The organism is Psychroserpens mesophilus (assembly GCF_000826645.1).
Classification (GTDB): domain Bacteria; phylum Bacteroidota; class Bacteroidia; order Flavobacteriales; family Flavobacteriaceae; genus Psychroserpens; species Psychroserpens mesophilus.
On the sequence record NZ_JXJP01000013.1, the window covers coordinates 45,865 to 70,345 of the forward strand.

At 34.7% G+C, this 24,481-nt stretch carries 18 protein-coding genes; 8 read left to right on the forward strand and 10 right to left on the reverse strand.

Going from position 1 to position 24,481, the window contains the following annotated elements; all coding sequences use genetic code 11:
- Positions 1 to 177: 177 nt before the first annotated feature.
- From dgt to TD18_RS17215, 3 genes are all read left to right on the forward strand, one after another.
- The gene (gene dgt / locus TD18_RS10525; RefSeq protein WP_040252328.1) at positions 178 to 1,524 is read left to right on the forward strand and encodes a dGTP triphosphohydrolase; all 1,347 of its coding nucleotides are present in this window, start codon (positions 178 to 180) and stop codon (positions 1,522 to 1,524) included.
- 20 nt (positions 1,525 to 1,544) lie between these two features.
- The gene (locus TD18_RS10530) at positions 1,545 to 4,337 is read left to right on the forward strand and encodes a T9SS type A sorting domain-containing protein (protein ID WP_040252330.1); all 2,793 of its coding nucleotides are present in this window, start codon (positions 1,545 to 1,547) and stop codon (positions 4,335 to 4,337) included.
- Positions 4,338 to 4,472: 135 nt separating this feature from the next.
- The gene (locus TD18_RS17215) at positions 4,473 to 4,646 is read left to right on the forward strand and encodes a hypothetical protein (protein WP_160289466.1); all 174 of its coding nucleotides are present in this window, start codon (positions 4,473 to 4,475) and stop codon (positions 4,644 to 4,646) included.
- Here the strand turns inward: TD18_RS17215 and dxs are convergent.
- A complete protein-coding gene (dxs, locus tag TD18_RS10535; protein WP_040252542.1) occupies positions 4,621 to 6,399 on the reverse strand; it encodes a 1-deoxy-D-xylulose-5-phosphate synthase in 1,779 nt (592 codons plus the stop codon). The two genes, TD18_RS17215 and dxs, sit on opposite strands and share 26 nt — an antisense overlap.
- A 56-nt stretch (positions 6,400 to 6,455) precedes the next feature.
- Here dxs and TD18_RS10540 point away from each other — a divergent pair, with 56 nt between their 5' ends.
- Positions 6,456 to 6,905: a nucleoside deaminase gene (locus TD18_RS10540; RefSeq protein WP_040252332.1), complete on the forward strand. Its 450-nt coding sequence runs from the start codon at positions 6,456 to 6,458 to the stop codon at positions 6,903 to 6,905.
- A gap of 191 nt (positions 6,906 to 7,096) precedes the next feature.
- Here the strand turns inward: TD18_RS10540 and TD18_RS10545 are convergent, their stop codons facing one another.
- The 8 genes from TD18_RS10545 to TD18_RS10580 form a co-directional block, all read right to left on the reverse strand.
- Positions 7,097 to 7,288 carry a cold-shock protein gene (locus tag TD18_RS10545; RefSeq protein WP_040252334.1) on the reverse strand — a complete coding sequence of 64 codons (192 nt, stop codon included), beginning with the start codon at positions 7,286 to 7,288 and terminating at the stop codon, positions 7,097 to 7,099.
- A gap of 154 nt (positions 7,289 to 7,442) precedes the next feature.
- Complete coding sequence (locus TD18_RS10550) at positions 7,443 to 7,682, reverse strand: hypothetical protein (RefSeq protein ID WP_316931628.1); 240 nt, start codon at positions 7,680 to 7,682, stop codon at positions 7,443 to 7,445.
- A gap of 114 nt (positions 7,683 to 7,796) precedes the next feature.
- Positions 7,797 to 9,575 carry a chloride channel protein gene (locus TD18_RS10555; RefSeq protein WP_040252338.1) on the reverse strand — a complete coding sequence of 593 codons (1,779 nt, stop codon included), beginning with the start codon at positions 9,573 to 9,575 and terminating at the stop codon, positions 7,797 to 7,799.
- A gap of 48 nt (positions 9,576 to 9,623) precedes the next feature.
- Positions 9,624 to 11,375, reverse strand: coding sequence for an aspartate--tRNA ligase (aspS, locus tag TD18_RS10560; RefSeq protein WP_040252340.1), 1,752 nt, complete (start codon positions 11,373 to 11,375; stop codon positions 9,624 to 9,626).
- Between the two features lie 185 nt (positions 11,376 to 11,560).
- Entirely contained in the window at positions 11,561 to 15,088 is a 3,528-nt protein-coding gene (locus tag TD18_RS10565) for an efflux RND transporter permease subunit (protein ID WP_040252342.1), read from the reverse strand.
- A gap of 12 nt (positions 15,089 to 15,100) precedes the next feature.
- Positions 15,101 to 16,285, reverse strand: coding sequence for an efflux RND transporter periplasmic adaptor subunit (locus TD18_RS10570; RefSeq protein WP_040252343.1), 1,185 nt, complete (start codon positions 16,283 to 16,285; stop codon positions 15,101 to 15,103).
- Positions 16,286 to 16,299: 14 nt separating this feature from the next.
- Complete coding sequence (locus tag TD18_RS10575) at positions 16,300 to 17,622, reverse strand: TolC family protein (RefSeq protein ID WP_040252346.1); 1,323 nt, start codon at positions 17,620 to 17,622, stop codon at positions 16,300 to 16,302.
- A gap of 3 nt (positions 17,623 to 17,625) precedes the next feature.
- Positions 17,626 to 18,231, reverse strand: coding sequence for a TetR/AcrR family transcriptional regulator (locus TD18_RS10580; RefSeq protein ID WP_040252347.1), 606 nt, complete (start codon positions 18,229 to 18,231; stop codon positions 17,626 to 17,628).
- 124 nt (positions 18,232 to 18,355) lie between these two features.
- On the opposite strand from TD18_RS10580, the gene TD18_RS10585 reads away from it, so the two are divergent.
- Complete coding sequence (locus TD18_RS10585) at positions 18,356 to 19,330, forward strand: polyprenyl synthetase family protein (protein WP_040252349.1); 975 nt, start codon at positions 18,356 to 18,358, stop codon at positions 19,328 to 19,330.
- On the forward strand, positions 19,330 to 19,680 hold the full coding sequence (locus tag TD18_RS10590) for a hypothetical protein (protein ID WP_040252351.1): 351 nt from the start codon (positions 19,330 to 19,332) through the stop codon (positions 19,678 to 19,680). Before TD18_RS10585 ends, TD18_RS10590 begins: the two co-directional genes overlap by 1 nt.
- On the opposite strand, the gene TD18_RS10595 is transcribed toward TD18_RS10590, so the two are convergent.
- Positions 19,677 to 20,165, reverse strand: coding sequence for a hypothetical protein (locus TD18_RS10595; protein WP_052461133.1), 489 nt, complete (start codon positions 20,163 to 20,165; stop codon positions 19,677 to 19,679). The genes TD18_RS10590 and TD18_RS10595 overlap by 4 nt on opposite strands.
- A 184-nt stretch (positions 20,166 to 20,349) precedes the next feature.
- Between TD18_RS10595 and TD18_RS10600 the strand changes: the two genes are divergently transcribed.
- On the forward strand, positions 20,350 to 23,106 hold the full coding sequence (locus tag TD18_RS10600; protein ID WP_040252352.1) for a 2-oxoglutarate dehydrogenase E1 component: 2,757 nt from the start codon (positions 20,350 to 20,352) through the stop codon (positions 23,104 to 23,106).
- Positions 23,107 to 23,171: 65 nt separating this feature from the next.
- Positions 23,172 to 24,452 carry a 2-oxoglutarate dehydrogenase complex dihydrolipoyllysine-residue succinyltransferase gene (odhB, locus tag TD18_RS10605; protein WP_040252354.1) on the forward strand — a complete coding sequence of 427 codons (1,281 nt, stop codon included), beginning with the start codon at positions 23,172 to 23,174 and terminating at the stop codon, positions 24,450 to 24,452.
- Positions 24,453 to 24,481: the final 29 nt, after the last annotated feature.

A 24,481-nucleotide genomic window follows, 5' to 3' on the forward strand; every position in this document is an offset into this window, starting at 1 on the left:
TTCGTTTTAATTTGTTGGTGCAAAGAAACTGTCATTGTGTAAAGTCAAGGTTAATTAGAAGTTAAACCTAAATGATAAAAAAGTTATGGCAACGTTATGAGATCTTTCTTTTTTTTATTCTAAGGAAACGATAATTTAACATTGAAGTGTTATCTTGCATAGTCTTAAAAATTTACTATGAATTGGGAACAACTTTTATCTCTTAAACGCTTTGGTGACACACATAAAAGGTTACGAAAAGAGCAGGATGAAACGCGCTTGGGCTTTGAGGTTGATTACGACCGAATTATCTTTTCTTCAGAATTTAGAAGCCTTCAAGATAAAACGCAAGTCATCCCATTATCTGAAACCGATTTCGTTCACACACGATTAACACATAGTTTAGAAGTTAGTGTTGTAGGACGATCTCTTGGAAGAAAAGTTGGACAAAAGCTTCTGGAAAAACATCCACATCTTAAAGACTCTTTAGGTTATCGAGCAAACGATTTTGGAACTATTGTAGCTGCAGCATCGTTAGCTCACGATATTGGAAACCCTCCTTTTGGGCATAGTGGTGAAAAATCCATAGGCGAATTTTTTAAAACGGGTAAAGGCAAACGTTTCAGAAATCAGCTAACCGAAAAGCAATATCAAGATCTTTGTGATTTTGAAGGCAACGCCAACGGATTTAAAATTTTAACCGAAAGCAGGCAAGGACGAGAGGGCGGATTGCGATTAAGCTACGCCACATTGGGAGCTTTTATGAAATACCCAAAAGAATCTCTCCCCAAAAAACCTACTTCGCACATTGCAGATAAAAAATATGGTTTTTTTCAAAGCGAAACCCTAGCTTTTTTAGATGTTGCTAAAGAACTTGGTTTAATTAAAAGAGGTGCCGAAAATGATATCAGTTTTTGCAGACATCCTCTGGCTTTTTTAGTAGAAGCTGCAGACGATATTTGTTACACGATTATCGATTTTGAAGATGGAATAAATCTTGGTTTAATTCAAGAAGAATATGCTCTTGAATATTTAATTAACCTCGTAAGGGCTACTATAAACACCACAAAATACAACTCTTTAGCTACCACTCAAGACAGGGTAAGTTACTTAAGAGCACTCGCAATTAACACATTAATTAGTGAAGCTGTAGACATATTTATGGCGAATGAAGAAGATATTTTAAATGGAATATATTCTAAGGCACTCTTAGATCATAGCAAATATGAAGCACAAATTAAAGATATTATTAAACTGAGTGTAGAAAATATTTATCAATCTAAAGACGTTATTGATAAAGAAATTGCAGGTTTTAAAGTTATTAATGAGCTTTTAGACATCTTTACGACTGCTATTTCAAACAACTTTACTGGGTCGTCTTCTAGTTTTGATAAATTAATTTTGAAAGTTTTTCCTAAAAATATAGACTTAAGAAAAGATGATATGTACGACAATTTATTGTCTGTATGCTTTTACATCTCTAAACTGTCTGATAGAAATGCCATATTAACGTTTAATAAATTAAAAGGAAACCATTATAATTAAAAAAAGAAAAATTGAAAAAGATGAAAAAGAAATTACTAATTTTTACTTCAATTGTAATAGTGTCTTCTGTTGCAATATTATTGTTGAATAACAACACTGAAGAACAAGATGCCATTGCAAAATTACGACAGCAGCACGAAGAGTATTTAGAAAATAGTCCCTTCAAAGAAACTAAAATGCTGCCAAGAGCTGAAAGAAAGGCCTTAGGTTTACCACCAAATGCTTATAACGAACAAATGTGGGAACTGACTATGGATCCTGCAACAGGAAAACCAATGCCAGAGCGAGTTATGACTGTTCAGGCAGAGTTAAGATCTCAAAGATCGGCTTTGAACAGAGGTGTTGGAGGAGATGCTAATAATCCTTGGATTGACAGAGGGCCTAATGATCAAGGTGGACGTACAAGAGGTATTATGTTTGATCCTAATGATGTAGGAAATGCAAATCCAGCTGATGACTATACACGCGTATTTGCGGGAGGTGTTTCAGGAGGTTTATGGGTTAATGATGATATTACAGATCCTAATTCATCATGGACTCAAGTAAATATTCAAGCTAATATTTCTGTAACCGCAATTATTTTCGACCCTAACGATTTAAATACATTTTACATAGCTTCTGGTGAATCCTTTGTTACTGGTCAAGCGGTAGGAAGAGGCGTCTGGAAATCAACAGACGCAGGTAATACTTGGACCAATATCTTAGGAGGATATGATAGCTTTAGCTCAGCAACTGGAGACATCAACGGTATTTTCTATGTGAATGATATCGTTGCAAGAGACAATGGTGGAACTACAGAAATATATGCAGCAATTTCGAGTGCTTCTTACGACTCTGCAAATAGTCCTAATAACTTTCATAGCTTAGATGAAATGGGCTTATATAAGTCGAATGATGGTGGTGCAAACTGGAATAGATTCGATATAAGACATTCTAATAATAACTTTAAAAATCCTTGTGATATTGAGCTAGATATCAACAATAATATTTGGTTTACTACTACGAGAACTCCTTTTGGAGATGCAGGAGGAGATATTTATAAGTCGACGGACGGAGTTACTTTTACACTTGAAGCTACAATTACTGGTGCAGCAAGAACTGAACTAGAAGCGTCTCAAACTAATGCAAATTTATTTTGGGTTGCAGTTAATAGAGGTGGCGCAGATTTGTTTTTCACAAACAATGCATTTTCAACCGTAAGTGCCTTACCTTCAGAGCCAAATCCCGTGGATACTGGTCAACCTGACGATGATTATACAAGAGGACAAGCCTTTTACGATTTACCTATTGAAGCAGATGAAAACAATAACTTGTATGTAGGCGGAATAGATTTGTACAGGTCAACTAACTTTGGAATTTCATGGGACCAAATCTCAAAATGGTCAAACAATAATCTCTTAAGTAGCTTACAAGTACCTTTAGTTCATGCAGATCAACACGCCATAGTTTTTAGACCTGGTACCAATGGAACAGAGGCTGTCTTTGGAAATGATGGAGGCGTATATTATTCTCCAGATATTTTTGCGGCTAATTCAAATCCTGGAAATACAAACGCTATTCAGGCAAGAAATAGAGATTACAACACAGTACAATTTTACTATGGAGATATTAATCAGGTTGATATCTTAGATGGTGATGACCTTGCAGGAGGAACTCAAGATAATGGTACACAAATGACATTTGATGCTGGAGTTGGTGCAAATGCTTTTGTTGATCCAAGAACTGGAGATGGTGCTTACACAGAGATTAGTAAAGATGGAACCTATCTTATTACTTCATATCCAGGTCAAGTCCATATTTTTTCAGATTATCCTAATGTGAATTCGAACGTTTACACCATTGTAAATGCAGCAGGTGGAGATTTTATAAATCAAGCAGAACTTGATGATAATAGAAATGTATTATATACAAACGCTACTTCAGGTTCAAATAGAAGAATAGGAAGATACACCAATGTTAATAATCAAACACTTTTAAATTCATCATTTCTTTCTGATCCACTACTTAATTCTGCTCCATCTGCATTTAAATTGAATCCATATTCAACTGGAGGAGTTTCTCCAACAAATACAGCTACATTAATTGTTGGCTTAAAAAACGGAAGACTTTTAAAAGTTATAAATGCCGATAGTGCTCCTACTTTCAGCACCATTGGAAGTCCGACGTTTATCGGAAGTGTTTCTGATATAGAATTTGGGGAGAATGAAAACGAACTTTTTGTAACCATGCACAATTATGGAGTACAAAGTGTGTGGTTTACTAATAATGGAGGTGCTAACTGGAGAAGTCTTGAAGGAAACTTACCAGATTTACCTGTGAAATGTATTTTACAAAATCCCTTGCGTCCTCAAGAAGTCATTATTGGTACCGAACTCGGTGTTTGGGTAACTGATGACTATACGGTAACTAATCCCAACTGGGTTCAAGCTTATAATGGAATGAGTGATGTGACCGTTTTAGATCTTGATTTAAGAACTTCTGATAATACCATTTTAGCAACCACACATGGTAGAGGCATGTTTACAAGTCAGTTTACTGCTGCTCCTTTGAGCGTACTTGAAAGTCAGCTGGATTCTAATTTAATTGCAATATTCCCAACAGTTTCCAATGGTCAAATAACTGTAGCTTCTAAGAGCAACCTTGGAGATGCTGATGTGAACATCTATAACATTAACGGACAAAAAGTTCACACCACTAAAATCAATATGTCTAATTCTAGAAATAAACTGCATTTAAATCTGGATTCTGGGATTTACTTTGTAAATATTAGCGTTGGTAATGTGGTCGAAACAAAGAAAATTATTATTAAATAACATATACTTGTTATACTAATAAAAAAGGGAACCATAGCGGTTCCCTTTTTTATTTAATGCATTTCGTCGATTATATTTGCATTTAATCTTTATTATTACTTATATTGATAAGCCCAAATCATTAAACCTACTATCATGAGAAAAAATGCCCAATTTATTGTTGTTATCTTTTTTGTGACTTTAGCCTTTTTAATTATGTTAAATGATATCGCAAATAATAAATCTGCAAAACATCAAAATTCTGTTGAATTATACAATACAAGCGATCAGTCTGACATAGCGACTACCGATTTACAAGTTCAAGAGTAGTATTCAATATCTCGCAGATACTGGATTCATCAATATTCAAATATTGTTGTAATTCTTCTTTACTTCCATGTTCAACAAACGCATCTGGAATACCTATTATTTGTATGGTATTTTTATAATCGTGTTTGGATGCAAATTCGAGAATTGCACTACCAAATCCTCCAGAAACAGTTCCATCTTCAATGGTAACTATACGTTTATATTTTTGAAGTATCTTATGTAACAAATCTTTATCTAAAGGCTTTAAAAATCTCATATCATAATGAGCAAAAGCATCACTATTTTCGATATTTTCCAACGAATTAGTAACCATCTCTGAAATGGTTCCGATACTTAAAATGGCTACACTATTCCCTGCTTTTAATTCCTCTCCTTTTCCTATCTCAATTTTGGAAAACGGTTGTTTCCAATCCATAATTTGACCCCTTCCTCTAGGGTATCTGATGGCAATTGGTTGATTTAATCCTAATTGAGCTGTAAACATAATGTTACGTAACTCTATTTCATTTCTAGGTGCAAACAGAATTAAATTAGGAATACATCTTAAATACGCCAAATCAAACACGCCATGATGAGTTGCACCATCTTCACCAACCAAACCTGCACGATCTAAACAAAAAATTACAGGAAGGTTTTGTAACGCAACATCGTGAATGACTTGATCGTAAGCACGCTGTAAAAACGTAGAGTAGATATTACAAAAAGGAATTAAGCCTTGGGTAGCCATTCCTGCAGCTAACGTAACTGCATGTTGTTCTGCGATACCAACATCGAAAGCACGTTCTGGAAATCGTTCCATCATAAACTTTAAAGAACTCCCTGTTGGCATTGCTGGCGTTATACCAACGATTCTTTTATTCTCTTTTGCCAATTCAACAATAGTATGTCCGAAAACATCTTGAAACTTTGGCGGTTGTTTGGTATTAGATTTTAAAGGAACTTCTCCAGTTAGAGCATCAAATTTTCCAGGTGCATGGTATTTGACCTGATCAGCTTCAGCTTGCTTTAAACCTTTTCCTTTGGTTGTTATGACGTGTAAAAATTTTGGTCCTTTAACTGTTTTCAAGCGCTCCAATTCTGAAATTAGCGTAGTTAAATCGTGACCATCAATAGGTCCTGAATAATCAAAATTGAGTGCTTCAAATACATTGTCTTGCTTTTCTTTTCCTGTTTTAACATTGGTTAAATATTGTTTCAAAGCACCAACACTTGGATCGATACCAATAGCGTTGTCATTTAAAATCACCAATAAATTAACATCAGTTACACCTGCATGATTTAATCCTTCAAAGGCCATTCCGCTAGCAATAGATGCGTCTCCAATAACAGCGATATGATGTTTGTCTTCTCCTTTAAGTCTGGATGCAATAGCCATTCCTAAAGCAGCAGAAATAGACGTTGACGAATGTCCGACACCAAAAGCATCATAGTCACTTTCATCACGTTTAGGAAATCCACTAACACCACCAAACTGGCGATTGGTATGAAATACATCCTTTCTACCTGTTAGTATTTTATGGCCATACGCTTGATGTCCAACATCCCAGATTAATAAATCTTCAGGTGTATTAAAGACATAATGTAAAGCTAAAGTCAATTCTACAACACCTAGACTTGCGCCAAGATGTCCTTCCTTAGTAGCTACTATATTAATAATAAAGTCACGCAACTCTTGAGCGAGCTGTGGCAACTCATCTGGATTTAATAGTTTTAAATCTGAAGGAAAATTAATATGATCTAATAATTTTTTCATTCCATTACAAATGTACCATTTGAAATTGTATTTTTGATTAAGAATTCTCCTCATAAATGGAAAACCCGTTTGACGATACGTACTTTATGAAAAAAGCCTTAATTGAGGCTGAAAGTGCATTTGAAAAAGGTGAGATTCCTGTTGGCGCAGTGATTGTGATAAATGATAGAATTATCGCCAGATCTCATAATCTCACAGAATTATTAAACGATGTCACTGCTCATGCTGAAATGCAAGCCATTACTGCTGCTGCTAATTTTTTAGGCGGAAAGTATTTAACCAATTGTACATTATATGTCACCTTAGAACCTTGCCAGATGTGTGCAGGTGCTTTGTATTGGAGTCAGATTTCTAAGATTGTATATGGTGCCAGTGATGATCAACGCGGATTTAAAACTTTAGGCACAACACTTCATCCTAAAACTGAAGTAATTCGTGGCGTTTTAGCTGATGAAGCATCCGAATTACTGAAGCGTTTCTTTATTGAAAAACGAAATTTGAACTAAGTTGCAATTTGCGTTAAGGATGGAGGCTTTGTTGGAGCTCTTTTTACTATTTTATAGACCTTTCGACTACGCTCAAGGCGACAGTAAAAAAGCGACTGCCGAGAGCCTGACCCTTGTGGGAACGCCCAAAAAATTACACAAAAAAAACGCCTAACTTTCGTTAGACGTTGAAACTGTAATAAAGTATATTCTTAGAGAACTTGCACGTTAGCGGCAACCATCCCTTTTCTTCCTTCTTCTTCGTTGTACTCTACACTATCGCCTTCACGCAATTCAACACCATTAAGGTTTGATACGTGTACGAAAATGTCTTTTCCTGTTTCGTCGTTGGTAATGAATCCAAATCCTTTTGAATCATTGAAAAATTTAACTGTTCCAGTCATTGTAATAAAAATATATGTTAATTAAGATACAAATGTACGGCATAAAATGATGCCATGTGTTAATTTATTGTAATTTTTTAAATTATTGAAAATAAACAAATTAAAAAACACTTTTTTAAGAATGTCGTAAATAAATCAAGCCCCAGTCTATTATCTAGTACTTTTTCTCCTTTTGATTTTCTCGCATTTTATCTAAGTTTTCTCTGGTCAGCATATAATCTTTAACATTTTTATCTTTCCAGCGATGGTAAGAGAATAAAGGGAAAACAACGACCGCAAGTCCTAAAACTCCAAAACCAATAAGCTTTTGAGAATACTCTACTTCAAGTAAAAAACCACAGACTATACTTCCAAAAGAGGCTAAAAAGGCTATAAGAATTATATATTTCATCATAGGATTGTCTTTAATTAAATTGTTTTAATTGGTGACATCAAACATGGTCTAAAGCTATTTAGTTTGTGATCTATGTTAGATTTCGGTTGCACTGTATTACACTCATAGAATTCATTAAGATGTAAAATTAATCAATTCTCGTCTGTAGGCTGTTAAGAGCTTAGATTTGGAAACAAAGCCATAATAAATTCCATCTTTAATTACAGGAAGATTCCAGGCACCTGTATCTTGAAACTTTTTCATGACCATTTTCATGGAATCTGTTTCATAATAAATATGTTCTGGTGGATTATGCATAAACGTTTCAACCGTAGTTGATTCATAAAGCGTTTGATCAAACATAACATCTCGTATATTATCTAGTAAAATAATACCAACCATCTGACGATAAATATTCACCACAGGAAATAAATTACGACTGGATTTGGCGACACCTTGATGCAGCATTTCTCCTAAAGTCATCTCTGGATAAAGAACTGTAAAATCTTGTTCTATTACACTATCTAAGCGCATTAAGGTTAGAACAGATTGATCTTTATCGTGCGTTAATAAAGCGCCTTTTTCGGCAAGCTCTTTGGTATATATGGTATAATCTATGGCGTTTTTAGTAATAATAAAAGACATCGATACGGTTATCATTAAAGGAACAAATAGCTGGTAACCACCCGTAATTTCTGCAATTAAGAAAATAGCTGTTAAAGGTGCATGAAGTACTCCTGCGATTAATCCTGCCATACCAATAAGTGTGAAATTTGATTCTGATACCTGAAATCCTAAGCCAATGTTATTAATAATTTTTGCTACCACGTTTCCCAACGCACTTCCCATAACCATTGTAGGAATTATAATTCCTCCTGCGCCACCAGCAGCAAAAGTTGTGGTCATCGCTACTGCTTTAAATATTGTAATACCGATAAGTAAGGCAATAACCACCCAAATATTACTTAAGTAATCATCAAAAGGAGTTTTTCCTAAAGCGTGTAGATGATTGCCATCGAGCAAATCGTTTATAAATCCAAAACCTTCACCATAAAGTGGCGGAATAAAATAGAGCATCACACCAATAGTCAAACCTCCTACAATAAGTTTTTGTCCGCTAGTTTTAAAGCGTTCAAAAAATTTATAAACTGCAAAATAGATTTTTGAAAAATAGATTGAGGCTATTCCTGTACCAATACCTAAAATGATAAAAAACAAAGTGTCTCTTAAAGCGAAAGGTGTTGACACATTAAAATTTAAGAGCACACTGTTTCCAACAAAAAAATAAGAGGTTAAAACTGAAGATACTGAAGCAATTAATAAAGGTAATAACGATGCAAACGTTAAGTCAAGACTAAATACTTCAATGGCAAAGATAATAGCTGCGATTGGCGATTGAAAAATAGAGGCGATAGCTCCAGCTGCAGCACAGCCAATTAATAAGGTTCTTGTTTTTCTATCGACATGAAACAACTGACTAATATTAGAGCTTACAGCAGATGCAGAAGCTATTGCAGGACCAAGCAACCCAACAGAACCTCCAAAACCAGCAGTGATTGGTGCTGTAATTAAGGGTAAATAAATTTTACTTCGTTTGAGTAGTCCATTCTTCTTAGACAATGAAAAGAGAATACTTGGTATGGCGTGCTCGACTTTTTGTTTAGACACATATTTTACAAAGAGGTACACTAACCAAAGCCCGATAACCGGTAAAATAAAGTAAATACTATTTCTAGACACTATAGCAAGATGGTCTAGCATCCATTCGATTCCGTAAGTAATATTTTTAATGGTTACAGACACTAAACCTGACAACAAACCAATAAGCATAGCCAACAAAAACACAAAGTTTTTTTGTGAAATGTATTTATATCTCAGCAATAAAATACGTCTTATGATGGACTGTGTTTGCATTGATTAAATCTACTAAAAAATCCTGCAAGAAGCAGGATTTTTAATTTATCATTTCAAGTTGAGTTTTAAACTCAACTCTTTTAATTGTTCATCATCAATTGGAGCAGGAGCATCAATCATGACGTCTCGACCATTATTGTTTTTTGGGAAGGCAATAAAATCCCGAATCGTTTCTTGTCCGCCAAGAATAGCCACTAATCTGTCCAATCCAAATGCGAGTCCACCATGAGGAGGAGCTCCATACTGGAAAGCATCCATAAGGAACCCAAATTGTGCTTTTGCCTCTTCAGGTGAAAAACCTAAATAATCAAACATTAAAGCTTGTGTTTCTTTATCGTGAATACGAATTGAACCACCACCAATTTCATTGCCATTAAGCACTAAATCGTAAGCATTAGCTTTTACGGCTCCTGGATTTGTTTTTAATAATTCTAACTGACCAGGTTTTGGTGATGTAAACGGATGATGCATCGCGTGGTAACGCTCTGTATCTTCATCCCATTCTAAAAGCGGAAAATCCATCACCCAAAGTGGTGCAAAGGTCTTAGGGTCTCTTAAGCCTAAACGCGTAGCTAATTCCATACGAAGAGCACTTAATTGTGCTCTTACTTTATGAGTAACTCCTGAAAGCACACAAATTAAATCTCCTGGTTTAGCCCTAGTTTTTTCAGCCCATTTTGCCAAATCGTCTTGATCGTAAAATTTATCAACGGAAGATTTAAAGCTTCCATCGTCATTACATCTACAGTACACCATTCCTAAAGCACCAACTTGCGGACGCTTTACCCAATCGATAAGTTTATCAATTTCTTTTCTCGTATAACTATTGCCACCAGGAACTGCGATTCCAACAACTAATTCAGCAGAATTAAACACAGCAAAATCTTTATGTTGAGCAACCTCGTTTAACTCTCCGAATTCCATTCCGAAACGAATGTCTGGCTTATCATTTCCATAGAGACGCATCGCATCGTCATAAAGCATTCTTGGAAATTTTTCGACCTCAACGCCGTTAACTTCTTTCAATAAATGACGCGTTAAACCTTCAAAAGCATTTAAGATATCTTCTTGCTCTATAAATGCCATTTCGCAGTCAATTTGAGTAAATTCTGGCTGTCTATCGGCACGTAAATCTTCATCTCTAAAGCATTTGACAATTTGAAAATACTTATCCATGCCTCCAACCATAAGTAATTGCTTAAACGTTTGAGGTGATTGTGGTAAAGCATAAAACTGCCCTTCATTCATACGAGAAGGCACTACAAAATCACGAGCACCTTCAGGAGTTGATTTAATTAAGTAAGGTGTTTCTACTTCAATAAATCCTTCTTTTGATAAATAGTTTCTAACCTCCTGAGTAACTTTGTGTCTGAAAATCAAACTGTTTTTTACTGGATTACGACGAATATCAAGATAACGATACTTCATACGTAGTTCTTCACCACCATCGGTATCATCTTCAATTGTAAAAGGAGGTAATTTAGCTTCATTCAAAATCGTTAATTCTGAAACCAAAATCTCAATATCTCCAGTTGGAATGTTTGGATTCTTAGAGGCACGTTCAATCACAGTTCCTTTCACCTGAATTACAAATTCACGACCTAACTCTTGAGCTTGCTGCATCATTTCTTTAGATGTGCGTTCTTCATCAAACACCAATTGTGTGATACCGTAACGATCACGTAAATCTACCCAAACAATAAATCCTTTATCTCTTGATTTTTGAACCCAACCTGAAAGGGTCACTTCTGTATTGATGTGTGATGCTCTTAATTCACCACAATTATGACTTCTGTACATAGTAAAAAATTGAATGACACCTTCACTTAATGCTCAGGTATTTAAAGATGCAAATTTAATCAAGTTAACGGACTATAAAAATGAAAAAGCCATAACATTACGTTATGGCTTCTTCCGCTATTAATCAAACCTTTTTCATTCCATAAAAGGTTCTTCCACATTGATAAATAACTCAATGTGTTCTGTTAGAATTGAGTTTCAATTCTTTTATCCATATTAAATGTTTCTTTAGGCACAACTTCTGTTGTTGAATTAGCACCTTTAATCCACATTTTAAAACGTGTCACCAGGTAAAATAATATGGGCACAACAACCAATGTAAGAAAGGTTGCAATAAATAATCCGTAAATAACTGTCCATGCCAATGGTCCCCAAAAAATCACGTTATCTCCACCAACATAGATGTTTGGATCGAACTCACTAAATAAAGTAAAGAAGTTGATGTTTAACCCGGTTGCTAGCGGAATTAATCCTAAAATGGTTGTAATTGCTGTAAGTAACACAGGACGCAATCTTGCTTTACCACCTTTAATAATGGCTTCTAATAAATCTTCTTTTTCAAGAAACTGATCATTATCCAGATTTCGTTTAATTTTCTTTCTATCAACCAAAAGTTGCGTATAATCTAAAAGAACCACACCATTATTCACAACAATTCCTGCCAAAGAAATGATTCCCATCATGGTCATCATAATTACAAACGCGCTACCAGTTATTATTAATCCGCCAAATACACCTATCAAACTTAGGAAAATAGCCAACATAATGATTCCAGGTTTTGAAATTGAATTAAACTGAAAGATTAATAAAAAGAATATAAGTCCGAGTCCGATAAAAAAAGCAGACATCAAAAAGGCCATTTGCTTGTTTTGCTCTTCAATTTGTCCCGTATAATCAATTTTAACGCCTTCAGGTTTCCCTTCAAAAGATTTCATTTCATTCTGAATTTCAGATACAATTGCACCTGCATCAGTATAGCCAGCCGCTAAGGCAGAATATACAGTAACAACACGCTGTACGTCTTTATGTTTAATGGCACTAAATCCCGAAGAATTACTTTGACTAGCGACAGCAGAAACCGGAATTTCTCTAATTTGGCCAGAAGCCATATCTCTAAAGGTGATTTTCTGATTAAAAATGGCACTTTTATTGTATCTGTTTTCTTCATTAAAACGCACATAAATATCATAATCGTCTCCAGCTTCTTTATAAATTCCTGCTTTTGCACCAAAAATTGAATTTCGCAATTGTTGTCCAACTTGCCCTGAGGAAATCCCTAATTCACCAGCTTTTTTACGATCAACATTCACTTGCATTGATGGTTTTGAACGGTTGACATCAATTTTTAATTCTTCAATTCCCCTTATGTTTTTAGTGTTTATAAAATCACGCATACGCTCGGCCGTGGCGATGAGTTCTTCATAATCTTTTCCTTCTAATTCAATATTAATTGGATAACCTGCAGGTGGTCCAACAGCATCCTTTTCTACTGAAATAGCAACACCTGGATAAATACCATCTAAATCATCCTGAACTTTTTTCAGTAATTCATGACTATCTGCTCCTTTACGATATTTGTATTCACGCATTGTTGCCGTAATCTTTCCTCGATGCGGCATCTCTGCGGCTGAACCACCATCAGTTTGAGGATTTCCTGCGCCTTCTCCTACTTGAGAAACAGCACTTTCAGTTAAGAAATTATAATCACCATCTTTATAAACAGGATCGTTTAAAATTTTGTAAACTCGCTGTTCTATATCTTTAGTGATGGCATTGGTTTTTTGAATGTCAGTACCTTCTGGATACTCTATATAAACAATGATTTGATTTGGCGTATTATCTGGAAAGAACTCCACTTTTGTACGCTGACTCCCGATAGAAGCACCAAATCCTCCAAAGGCAATAAATAATAAAATCACAGTTGCGATGGTAATTAGTACAGGACGTTTTCCTGACAAGGCAACTCTCAGTGTGGTTTCGTAGAAATTCTCTAGTTTGGGTAAGGTTTTAGTCTGAAAATTATTAGCCCATTTTCTAAGGAATAAACGGTAAGCCCAAAGTAAGATTGAAGTCACAATCATCAAGGTTCCTAAACCTCTATATTCTCCTCCAAAAATCAATATCAATATTCCAGTAGCAGCGATAATGCTCGTAATTTTTATGATTTGCTTCAAAGGCATTTCTTTGTCTTCAACGGTCATATATTGCGATACTAACACAGAGTTGAAAAAGATAGCCACAAATAAAGAAGAGCCTAAAACTACCGACAGCGTTACTGGGAAATAAATCATAAATTGCCCCATAACTCCTGGCCATAAACCAAGTGGTACAAAGGCAGCAACTGTAGTTAACGTAGATATAATAATTGGAAATGCTATTTCGCCAATTCCTTTCTTTGCTGCTTCAACGCGACTCATGCCTTCGTCTTCCATTAACCTGTAAACATTTTCTACAACGACGATACCATTATCTACTAACATTCCCAGACCCATAATTAATCCGAAGAGAATCATGGTATTCATGGTATATCCTAAAAGGTTTAAAATCATCAATGACATGAACATTGACATTGGAATGGCGAATCCGACAAATAAGGCGTTTTTAAATCCTAAAAAGAACATTAAAACGGTAACTACTAAAATAATTCCAAAAATGATATTATTCACTAAATCATCAACTTGGCCAATCGTTTTTTCAGATTGATCATTGGCTATGGTCACTTTTAAATCTGGAGGAAACCTGCTTGCAACAGCAGCATCAACAATAGTTTGAATTTTTTCTGCAGCAGCCACCATATTTTCACCAGCTCGCTTCTTAACGTCGAGCATCACCACAGGTGCTCCAAACTCTCTTGCATAGGTGGTTCTATCTTCATCTTTAAACGTGACTTTCGCGATATCTTTTAGATAAATTGAATTCCCTTTTTCACTTTTAACTACAAAATCTTCAAGCTCTTTTGGATCTTCAATTTCACCAAGAATTCTAATGGTACGACGTTGTCCACTTGAAATCAAATTTCCTGCCGACATGGTCATATTTTCGTTGTTAATGGCATTAATAATATCACTAAAACTTACTTGTGCAGCCATCATTTTGTAAATATCTACGGCAACCTCAACTTCTTTTTCCTGGGCACCTCTAATATCTACTTGCTTGATTTCCAAAAGACTTTCTATTTCATCTTCAAGATATTCGCCATATTCTTTCAGTTTATCAACAGGATAATCACCAGAAATGTTGATATTCAAAATTGGAATTTCCTCAGACATACTCAAATCAAAAACATTAGGTTCAACTTTTGCACCATTAAAAGTTGGCCAGTCTTCTCCAGCTGTTTCCGAATCTACTTCATCTTTAACCTTCTGTTTAGCAGCTTCAACAGAAATTTTTTCGTCAAACTCAACAATAACAATAGAGTAATCTTCTTGAGATGTTGAAGTGATTTCAACGACATTACTTACGGTTTTCAATTTATCTTCGATAGGATCAGTAATTAACTTCTCAATATCTTCAGCAGTATTTCCAGGATAAATCGAACTGATATAAATTTTAGTTTCCTTAATTTCAGGAAAGTTCTCACGAGGCATACTAAAATACGCACCTGTACCTAATATTAAAATTAGAGTAATTAGCACATACATGGTGGTCTTGTTATTAATTGCCCAAGACGACAGTACAAACTCTTTATCTACTTTTTTCTTTTTCTTGCTCATTTGATGCCAAATTTAGTTGCTGGCTTGGTTCGATTCCATTCGAAGAATTTTCACTTCTTGTCCGTCTTTTACACTTCGTGCGCCTTCTTGAATTATTTCATCATTATTCGTTAAGCCAGAAAGCACTTCTATATCATCACCTTGGGTTTTACCAGTAGTAATAATGGTACGTTTAGCTGAAGCAATACTGTCATTTTTATTAGAAATTGTATAGACATATTGTTCTCCTTCAGCATTTTCTGAAATAATACTTAATGGTATTAAAATGGCTTTATCATTGGTGTAATCATTAATTCTCAATTTAGCCGTTAGGTTTGGTTTAATATTTTTATCAGTATTTGGAACTGCAACTTCTATCTTAAATGTTCGGTTTGCCGGATTGATAAAACTACCTGCCTGACGAATTTTAGCATCCATAGTCGTTCCTAAAACCGGAAAGTCTACTTTCACTGTTTTTCCTTCAGTGACTGATGTAATATAGCTTTCAGGCACATCTGTTTCAATGTACATGTCATCAAGATTTACAATACGAAACAAGGCTTGACCAGGAGCAACAACACTTCCCTGTTCAGTGATTACATCGTCAATAGTTCCTGTAAAAGGCGCTTTTACAAGTGTTCTAGCGACTTGTTGTTGAAGTTGATTTACCGCCTTTTGTTGTGACTCGTAAGCTGACTTAGACTGTAAATATTGAATTTCACTACCAATATTTTGATCCCAAAGCCGTTTTTGACGTTCAAAAGTTGTTTTGGCCAAATCGGCTTGAATTTGCAATTGTGCAACTTGCTGACTTAAACCTCCATCGTCAATTTTTGCCAAGGTTTGTCCTTTGGTAACGTTTTGACCTTCTTTTACAAAAACGGTTGTCAATACACCTGAATACTCAGGATAAATCAACAAATTTTTCTTTGTATCGACACTTCCCTGCAATTCAACAAAATGAACGAACTCGCTTTCTTTTGCAGCAAACGTGGTGATTAAAGGAATTTTCTCCTGAGGATCTAATGCTTTAATTTTAACACTTAATTGCTTCAATTGGTTTTCTAATTCTAGCTTTTGAGCATCAAGCTCGATTTTCTTTTGTCTGATTTGCTCTAAGTTGCCTGAAGCAATAATATCTTCAACACTTTTATGTTTATCACCTCCACAAGAGAAAATAAAAAGAGTTATAAATGCAAATGTTATGATTTGTTTCATTGGGTATGTTTTTGTTAATTGATTGGTGTATTTAGAATGGTTTCTAGTTCAGCCTTAGAGTTAATCACATCTAACATCGCTTGTAAAAACTCTTGTTGTGCAGTATATAGTTGAGTTTGTGCTTGTCTAAGTTCGAAACTAGAACCAATGCCTTCAAAGAATTTAGTTTGATTTTTAGTCTCTATACGTTCAGCAAGATTTAAATTTTCTCTTTTATTTTCGTAATCTTCAATAGCAAACTTGTATTCGCTTTTAGAAGATGCAATTTGTAATTTTATCATCTGCTCGGTTTCGATTAAATCATCTTCAGATTTTTCTAAATTTATTTTGGCACGTTGTGTACGAGCGCTTTTAAGACCAGAACCAAATATTGGAATATCTAAATTTAACCCAAAAGCTGCTGTTCCGACCCATGGCTGACTATTACTAAAAAATCGAAACTTCTCATTATTGCCTATGTACGATCCTGTAAAAAATCCGCTTAATGTTGGAAGTGATTTACTTTGTTCCAGTTTCACTAAAAGTTCTTTAGATACTTTATTATTTTCTGCAATCTTAAAATCTATGATATTTTTTACATCCTCATTAGTTTCCAAAAGCTCTAATTGCATGTTTTTTAGAGCAAGTGTTTCCAGATTATCTGTTAATATAGTATCACTATTAATGTCTAAACCTAAGGTTATGTTTAACATCTGATAGGACAAATCTTTTAATCTTTTGGTGTTACTTAGATTACTTTTAACGCTTGAAAGTGTGATTTTGAGTTGTTCTACACTTTCTTCTTCTTCTAGTCCGTTTTCATAAATTTTTGTGATATCATTTAAATTTTTTTCTAAGACATCAACATTTCTTTCGAAAATTTTTAAACTTTCTTCAGCTAATAATACATTTCCGTAAGCATTAATAACAGATTTTCTGACTTCTAAATCGGTTTTTACCTTGGCATTTTCTGAAATTTCTAAAAACACTTTTGCAGATTGCAGCCCTACAATATAAGATCCATCAAAAATAAGTTGGTTTAAAGTGGCTGAAGGCGTGATATTTTGCTTTGCACCAATATCTATAAAGCCATCATTATTAAAATCGATTCCAGGAAATTGACGCTCTATATTGTTAATATAGCTTACGTTACCATTTATTTGTGGCAAACCTGATGCGATGGCTTCCCACTTTTGTTTTATGGCAGCATCTATGTCTCGACTCGCATTTTTAGATTGTCTATTGTTTTCTAAAGCGTAGGCTATAGCTTCTTCTAGCGACAAACTATTAGAAATTTCCTGAGTATAGCCTATAGACATAGTGATTATACTTATAAATAGAATGAGTGATTGTCTCATGATTTATGATTGATTCTTATTAATAAAATTATTTAATACGGTCATTCCTTTAGTCGTTACGATAGCTCTTAAGTGATACTCGAGATAACTTTCCATGAGATATTCCATAGTATATTTTTCTTTTGGAAAAATAGTATCATCCTTAATTCCTGTCATCCCATTAAAATACATTCTGGAAATAAAATCTACATTGATATTTGACCTAAAGAGCTCAGTATCTACACCTTTTTGAATGCTTTCTTTTACAGATTCATGCATCTTCTCAAATTGTTTAAGATGAAGAATTTGGTATATTTTAGGATAATATTTTTTGAGTTGAAACTGAGGTGATGTCTTTTCATTTTTCAAATAATTCATCACATACATTTTAATGTCATACAATTCTTCAATAGGATTGTGTGATGCATTACAAATACAATCAATTCCATCACAAATATTCGAAAAGAGGGTAAATGTTACAGCTTCAACTAATTTGGTTTTGTTTTCAAAATGCACGTATATCGTCTTTTTTGAAATACCCATTTCACTAGCTATATCATCCATTGTAACACTTTTGAATCCTAAACTTAAAAATAGCTCAGCCGACTTATGTATAATTTGTTCTCTCATAATTTGAGTGCAAATCTACAACAGGAAACTTTAAAAACAAAAATAGTTTCCTTGGTTTTATGGTTTTTTTAACATATAGTTAAAGTGTGATTGTAGATTTAGGCATTTACATTATTTTTGTACAATGCAGAACATACAATCTTATCAAGAGGCTTTTTTGAATCATTTGGACACGTTTATAAAGCCTAAAGAACCTACCTCGCTTTACAATCCGATATATTATATAATTAAGCTTGGAGGTAAACGTTTAAGACCGACTTTAACCTTAATGACTGCTGAAATTTTTGGCTGTGATTATCAAAAAGCACTTGATGCCGCTTTAAGCGTTGAAGTCTTTCACAATTTTTCTTTGGTTCACGATGATATTATGGATGATGCGCCTTTACGTCGTGGCAAGGAAACCGTTCATGAAAAATGGGATATCAATACTGGGATACTCTCTGGAGACGCTATGCTTATAATGGCCTATCAGTTGTTTGAAAATTATGAGCCGAAAGTGTTTCAGAGTTTAGCAAAATTATTCAGCAAAACAGCACTTGAAGTTTGTGAAGGACAACAATATGATGTTGATTTTGAAACGCGTGATGATGTCACCATTCCAGAATATTTAAAAATGATTGAATATAAAACTGCTGTTTTAGTAGGTGCTGCCATGAAAATGGGAGCTATTGTTGCTGAAGCTTCAGAAAGTTGTCAAAATTCGATGTATGAATTTGGTAAAAATTTGGGTATCGCATTCCAGTTACAAGATGATTATTTAGATGCTTTTGGCAATCCAGAAACTTTTGGAAAGCAAGTTGGAGGTGATATTATCGAAAATAAAAAGACTTATCTTTACCTGAATGCTTTAAACTTCTCCAGTGCAGAAGACAAACGACAGTTAGAGCATTTGTACAGTGTAAATCCGTCTGACCCAAGCGAAAAAATAGATACGGTTAAGCACTATTTTATATCTAGCGGATCGGCAGAAGCCACAAAAAAAGAGATTGAAAATTATACGAAAAAAGCATTTTCAGTTTTAGAGCATTTGAAAATTTCAGAAGAAAATAAACACATATTAAAGACCTTTGGAACTAATTTAATGACCAGAAATGTATAATGCAATTACCACAATCGTTTGATGATTTAATCTCAGAAGCTGAAAGTTTAGAGCTCTATTCAAAATTTATACAACAAATTAATAAAGATTTTTTATTGGCAAATATTGCTCTTGATTTTGAAGATACCATTTTGCCTTCGAGTTTAAAATATTTGCTTCATGAAATTATATTTAAACTCATACAAGAGAAGTTTGCAGACTACCTCAACCTCCTTTACATCGTTGATGTTGCTGAACATAAAATAAAACAACTTGATGGCAGTGATACTTTAAAATTATCAGAAGATGTCATGTTTTTAATCTTACAACGCGAGTGGCAAAAGGTTTGGTTTCGCCATACATACGCTTAAAATAAAACCCTTACAAAAGGCATATAAGGATCGGCATAAATACTTTTCTCTCTACTGTAAAGCAAATCGTATCGAATGCCGAAAGTCACATTTCGGTTGCCATAACCTATTCCCATGAACAATGCTGGATACCAGTAATTATCATTTTCAAATCTTGAATCTTCAAATTTTCGATTAACGTTTAACTGTTCAAATTCAGCAGAGACTTGTAATTCTCTTATCGGATTGTATAATCCAATAACACTAGCACCAAAAATTGTAGATTTAAAAAAATTGTCTTGCTTATTGTATGTAGCATTGAGTCCGACACCTGTAGCAAACTTCGAATTAAACTGATACATACCAATTGGAGCTATTGTTCCACTAAAAAAACCATCTCCAAAACTCAAGCCAACACTACCTCCAAATCTAACATGATCCCAAAAATTATCAGTATAATCGATATTTTGAGAATCAATATCATCCGTATTTTGAGAAAAAGACATTAAAAAGCTGTTCAAAAAAAGCAGAACAATTAGGCAAGTTTTGCCATTTAAAAGTGAGGAAAAATTCATTATCTAAAATTTGAGTTAAATTACATCTATAAATATACCAAAAACACACCTATTTTTAGTAAATGTTGTATTTTTGACTAAATTTTGTTGAAGCGAAAATGACTTATACCAAATAATGGATAAATATTCCTTTTTAAACGCAGCACATACAGCATACTTTGCTGATTTATACGAACAATACCAAAAAAATCCTGATTCTATTGAACCAAGCTGGAGAGCATTTTTCCAGGGTTATGACTTCGGAAGCGAAAGTTATGGAATGGATGGTGAAATTACCGAAGGTGTTACCACACAAATTCCAGAACATGTTCAAAAAGAATTTCAAGTGGTGAAACTCATCGATGGTTACAGAAATCGAGGTCATTTATTTACAAAGACCAATCCTGTTCGTGAGCGAAGAAAATATGCACCAACACTGGAAATTGAGAATTTCGGACTCTCGCAAAGCGATATGGATACCGTATTTTCTGCTGGTGAAATATTAGGCATTGGAAAATCAACACTTAAAAATATTGTTGATCACTTAGAAAAAATTTACTGTGAATCGATAGGTGTTGAATACATGTACATCAGAAAGCCTGAAGAAATTCAGTGGATTCAAAATAAATTAAACATCAACGACAATCAGCCTAAATTTTCTGCTGAAGAAAAAAAATACATTCTCAAAAAATTAAATGAAGCGGTTTCATTTGAAAGTTTTTTACACACGAAGTATGTTGGACAAAAACGTTTCTCGCTGGAAGGAAATGAATCTTTAATTCCTGCGCTTGATTCACTCATTGAGAATGCTGCAAATCATGGTGTCAAAGAATTTGTAATGGGAATGGCGCATCGTGGTCGTTTGAGTACGCTTACAAATATTTTTGGAAAATCGGCCAAAGACATCTTTAGTGAATTTGATGGTAAAGATTATGAACAGGAAGTCTTTGATGGTGATGTAAAATACCATTTAGGATGGACGAGTAATCGTGTGACTGATGGTGGAAAACAAATTAACTTAAACATTGCTCCTAACCCTTCGCATTTAGAAACTGTTGGAGCTGTTGTTGAAGGTATTGCCAGAGCAAAACAGGATGACAAGTATAGTGAAGATCCTTCACAAGTACTTCCAATAGTTGTTCATGGAGATGCTGCTATTTCTGGTCAAGGCTTAGTGTATGAAGTCGTTCAAATGGCGCAATTAGATGGCTATAAAACCAACGGAACGATTCATATTGTCGTGAATAATCAAATTGGATTCACAACCAATTATCTTGATGGTCGTTCAAGTACCTATTGTACAGATGTTGGTAAAGTAACTTTATCACCAGTGATGCACGTCAATGCTGATGATGCGGAAGCAGTTGTGCATGCGATGTTATTTGCGCTTCATTTTAGAATGAAATTTAAGCGAGATGTGTTTATCGACTTATTAGGTTATAGAAAATATGGTCATAATGAAGGTGACGAACCTCGTTTCACGCAACCTAAATTATACAAAGCCATTTCAAAACATAAAAATCCGAGAGATATTTATGCTGAGAAACTTATAGCTGAAGGCGTTATCACTAAGGATTACGTTTCAGAATTAGAAAAAGAATACAAAGATAAACTGGAAGTTAAATTAGAAGATTCCAGAAAAATAGATAAAACAGTCATCACACCATTTATGGAAGATGAGTGGACAAACTATCATACGGTTGTTGAAGATGAAATGATGCAGCCTATTGATACTACGTTCCCTAAAGAAGGTTTAGAAAAAATCACAAAAGTGATTTCTAATTTACCTAAAGATAAAAAGTTCATTCGCAAAATAGAACGTCTAGTGCAATCACGTCAAACCATGTTTGATGAAGATAAATTAGATTGGGCTATGGCTGAACATTTAGCTTATGGTACATTGCTTGAGGAAGGTTACGACGTTCGTATTTCTGGACAAGATGTAGAGCGTGGAACATTTTCACACAGGCATGCTGTTGTAAAAGTTGAAGATAGTGAAGAAGAAATATTGCTACTCAATCAAATTAGTGATACTCAAGGCAAATTCTTTATCTACAACTCATTACTTTCAGAATATGGCGTTGTAGGTTTCGATTATGGTTACGCCATGGCGAGTCCGAAAACCTTAGTGATCTGGGAAGCGCAATTTGGTGATTTCAGTAATGGAGCACAAATTATGTTAGACCAATACATTTCTGCTGCTGAAGATAAATGGAAGCTTCAAAACGGATTGGTGATGTTACTACCTCATGGTTACGAAGGTCAAGGTGCTGAGCATTCTTCTGGTCGTATGGAACGTTACTTACAACTTTGTGCTAAAGACAATATGTTTGTAATGGATTGTACAACGCCAGCAAACATGTATCATTTGCTACGTAAACAGATGAAAGCTGAATTTAGAAAGCCTTTAATCGTATTTACACCTAAAAGTTTATTACGTCATCCTTTAGTGGTGTCTTCTGTAGATGAATTTGCTAACGGAAGTTTCCAAATGGTTATTGACGACAACTCTGTTAAAGCTGATAACGTAAAAACCTTAGTATTTGTTACGGGTAAGTTTTATTACGATTTACTGGAACAACGTGAAGAACTGAAAAGAGATGATGTTGCACTTGTAAGAATAGAACAACTATTCCCATTACCTGAACAACAAATTAAAGATGCTATTGCTAAATATAAAAATGCCGACGATATTGTCTGGGCTCAGGAAGAGCCAAGAAACATGGGAGCTTATAGTCATATCTTAATGCATTTGGAAGAAGCTAAATCATTTAGAGCTGCATCCAGAAGGCCTTATGGAGCTCCTGCTGCTGGTAGTAGTGTGCGCTCTAAAAAACGTCATCAGGAAGTTATTAATTACGTCTTTGATAAAACTAAAAATAACCAACGTTAGACTATTAAATTCCTTTATTTGGAATTGAAAACATATATAAACGCTTAAAATAAAATTATAGAACGATGATTTTAGAAATGAAAGTTCCTTCTCCAGGAGAATCAATTACAGAAGTTGAAATCGCTGAATGGTTAGTATCAGATGGAGATTATGTTGAAAAAGATCAAGCCATTGCTGAAGTTGATAGCGACAAAGCTACTTTAGAATTACCTGCAGAAGCAAGCGGAACGATTACACTTAAAGCTGAAGAAGGTGATGCTGTTGAAGTTGGAGCTGTTGTATGTTTGATCGATACTGCTGCTGAAAAGCCAAGTGGAGAAGCATCAAAAGATGTTCCTGAAACTTATAAAGGTGGTGGTGACGAAGGAGGTGCTAATAAGGCAGAAACTAAAGAATTAATGAAGGATTTAGATTCAGGTGCAAAAGAATCAAATCATGAAAAAGCTCCTAATCCAGCTAATAAAACTTATGCTTCAGGAGTTGCTAGTCCTGCAGCTAAAAAAGTCCTTGCTGAAAAAGGAATTGATGCGGCTTCGGTTTCTGGAACAGGAAAAGATGGACGTATTACTAAAGATGATGCTGTGAATGCTGTGCCTTCAATGGGAACTCCAACTGGAGGAAACAGAGGAACCTCACGTAGCAAAATGTCGATGTTACGTCGTAAAGTTGCTGAGCGTTTAGTGGAAGCTAAAAATACAACTGCCATGTTAACGACCTTTAACGAAGTTGACATGTCACCTATTTTTGAATTACGTAAACAATACAAAGAAGACTTTAAAGCGAAGCATGGCGTTGGACTTGGGTTTATGAGTTTCTTCACATTAGCTGTAGTTCGTGCATTAAAAATGTATCCTGCAGTTAACTCTATGATCGACGGAAAAGAAATGCTAAGTTATGATTTCTGTGACATTAGTATTGCGGTTTCCGGACCAAAAGGATTGATGGTTCCTGTAATTAGAAATGCTGAAAACTTAAGTTTCAGAGGTGTTGAAGCTGAAGTAAAGCGTTTGGCTATTCGTGCTCGTGACGGACAAATTACTGTTGATGAAATGACAGGAGGAACATTTACTATTTCTAATGGTGGCGTTTTTGGAAGTATGTTATCAACACCAATTATTAATCCGCCTCAAAGTGGAATTTTAGGTATGCACAACATCGTTGAACGTCCAGTGGCTATTGATGGTAAAGTTGAAATCAGACCAATCATGTTTGTGGCCTTATCTTATGACCATAGAATTATTGACGGAAAAGAATCTGTAGGTTTCTTAGTAGCTGTTAAAGAAGCTTTAGAAAACCCAACAGAATTATTAATGGACAACAACATTAAGAAAGCTTTAGAAATGTAATTTTAAGTTGTCATTCCGACAGCGCAAAG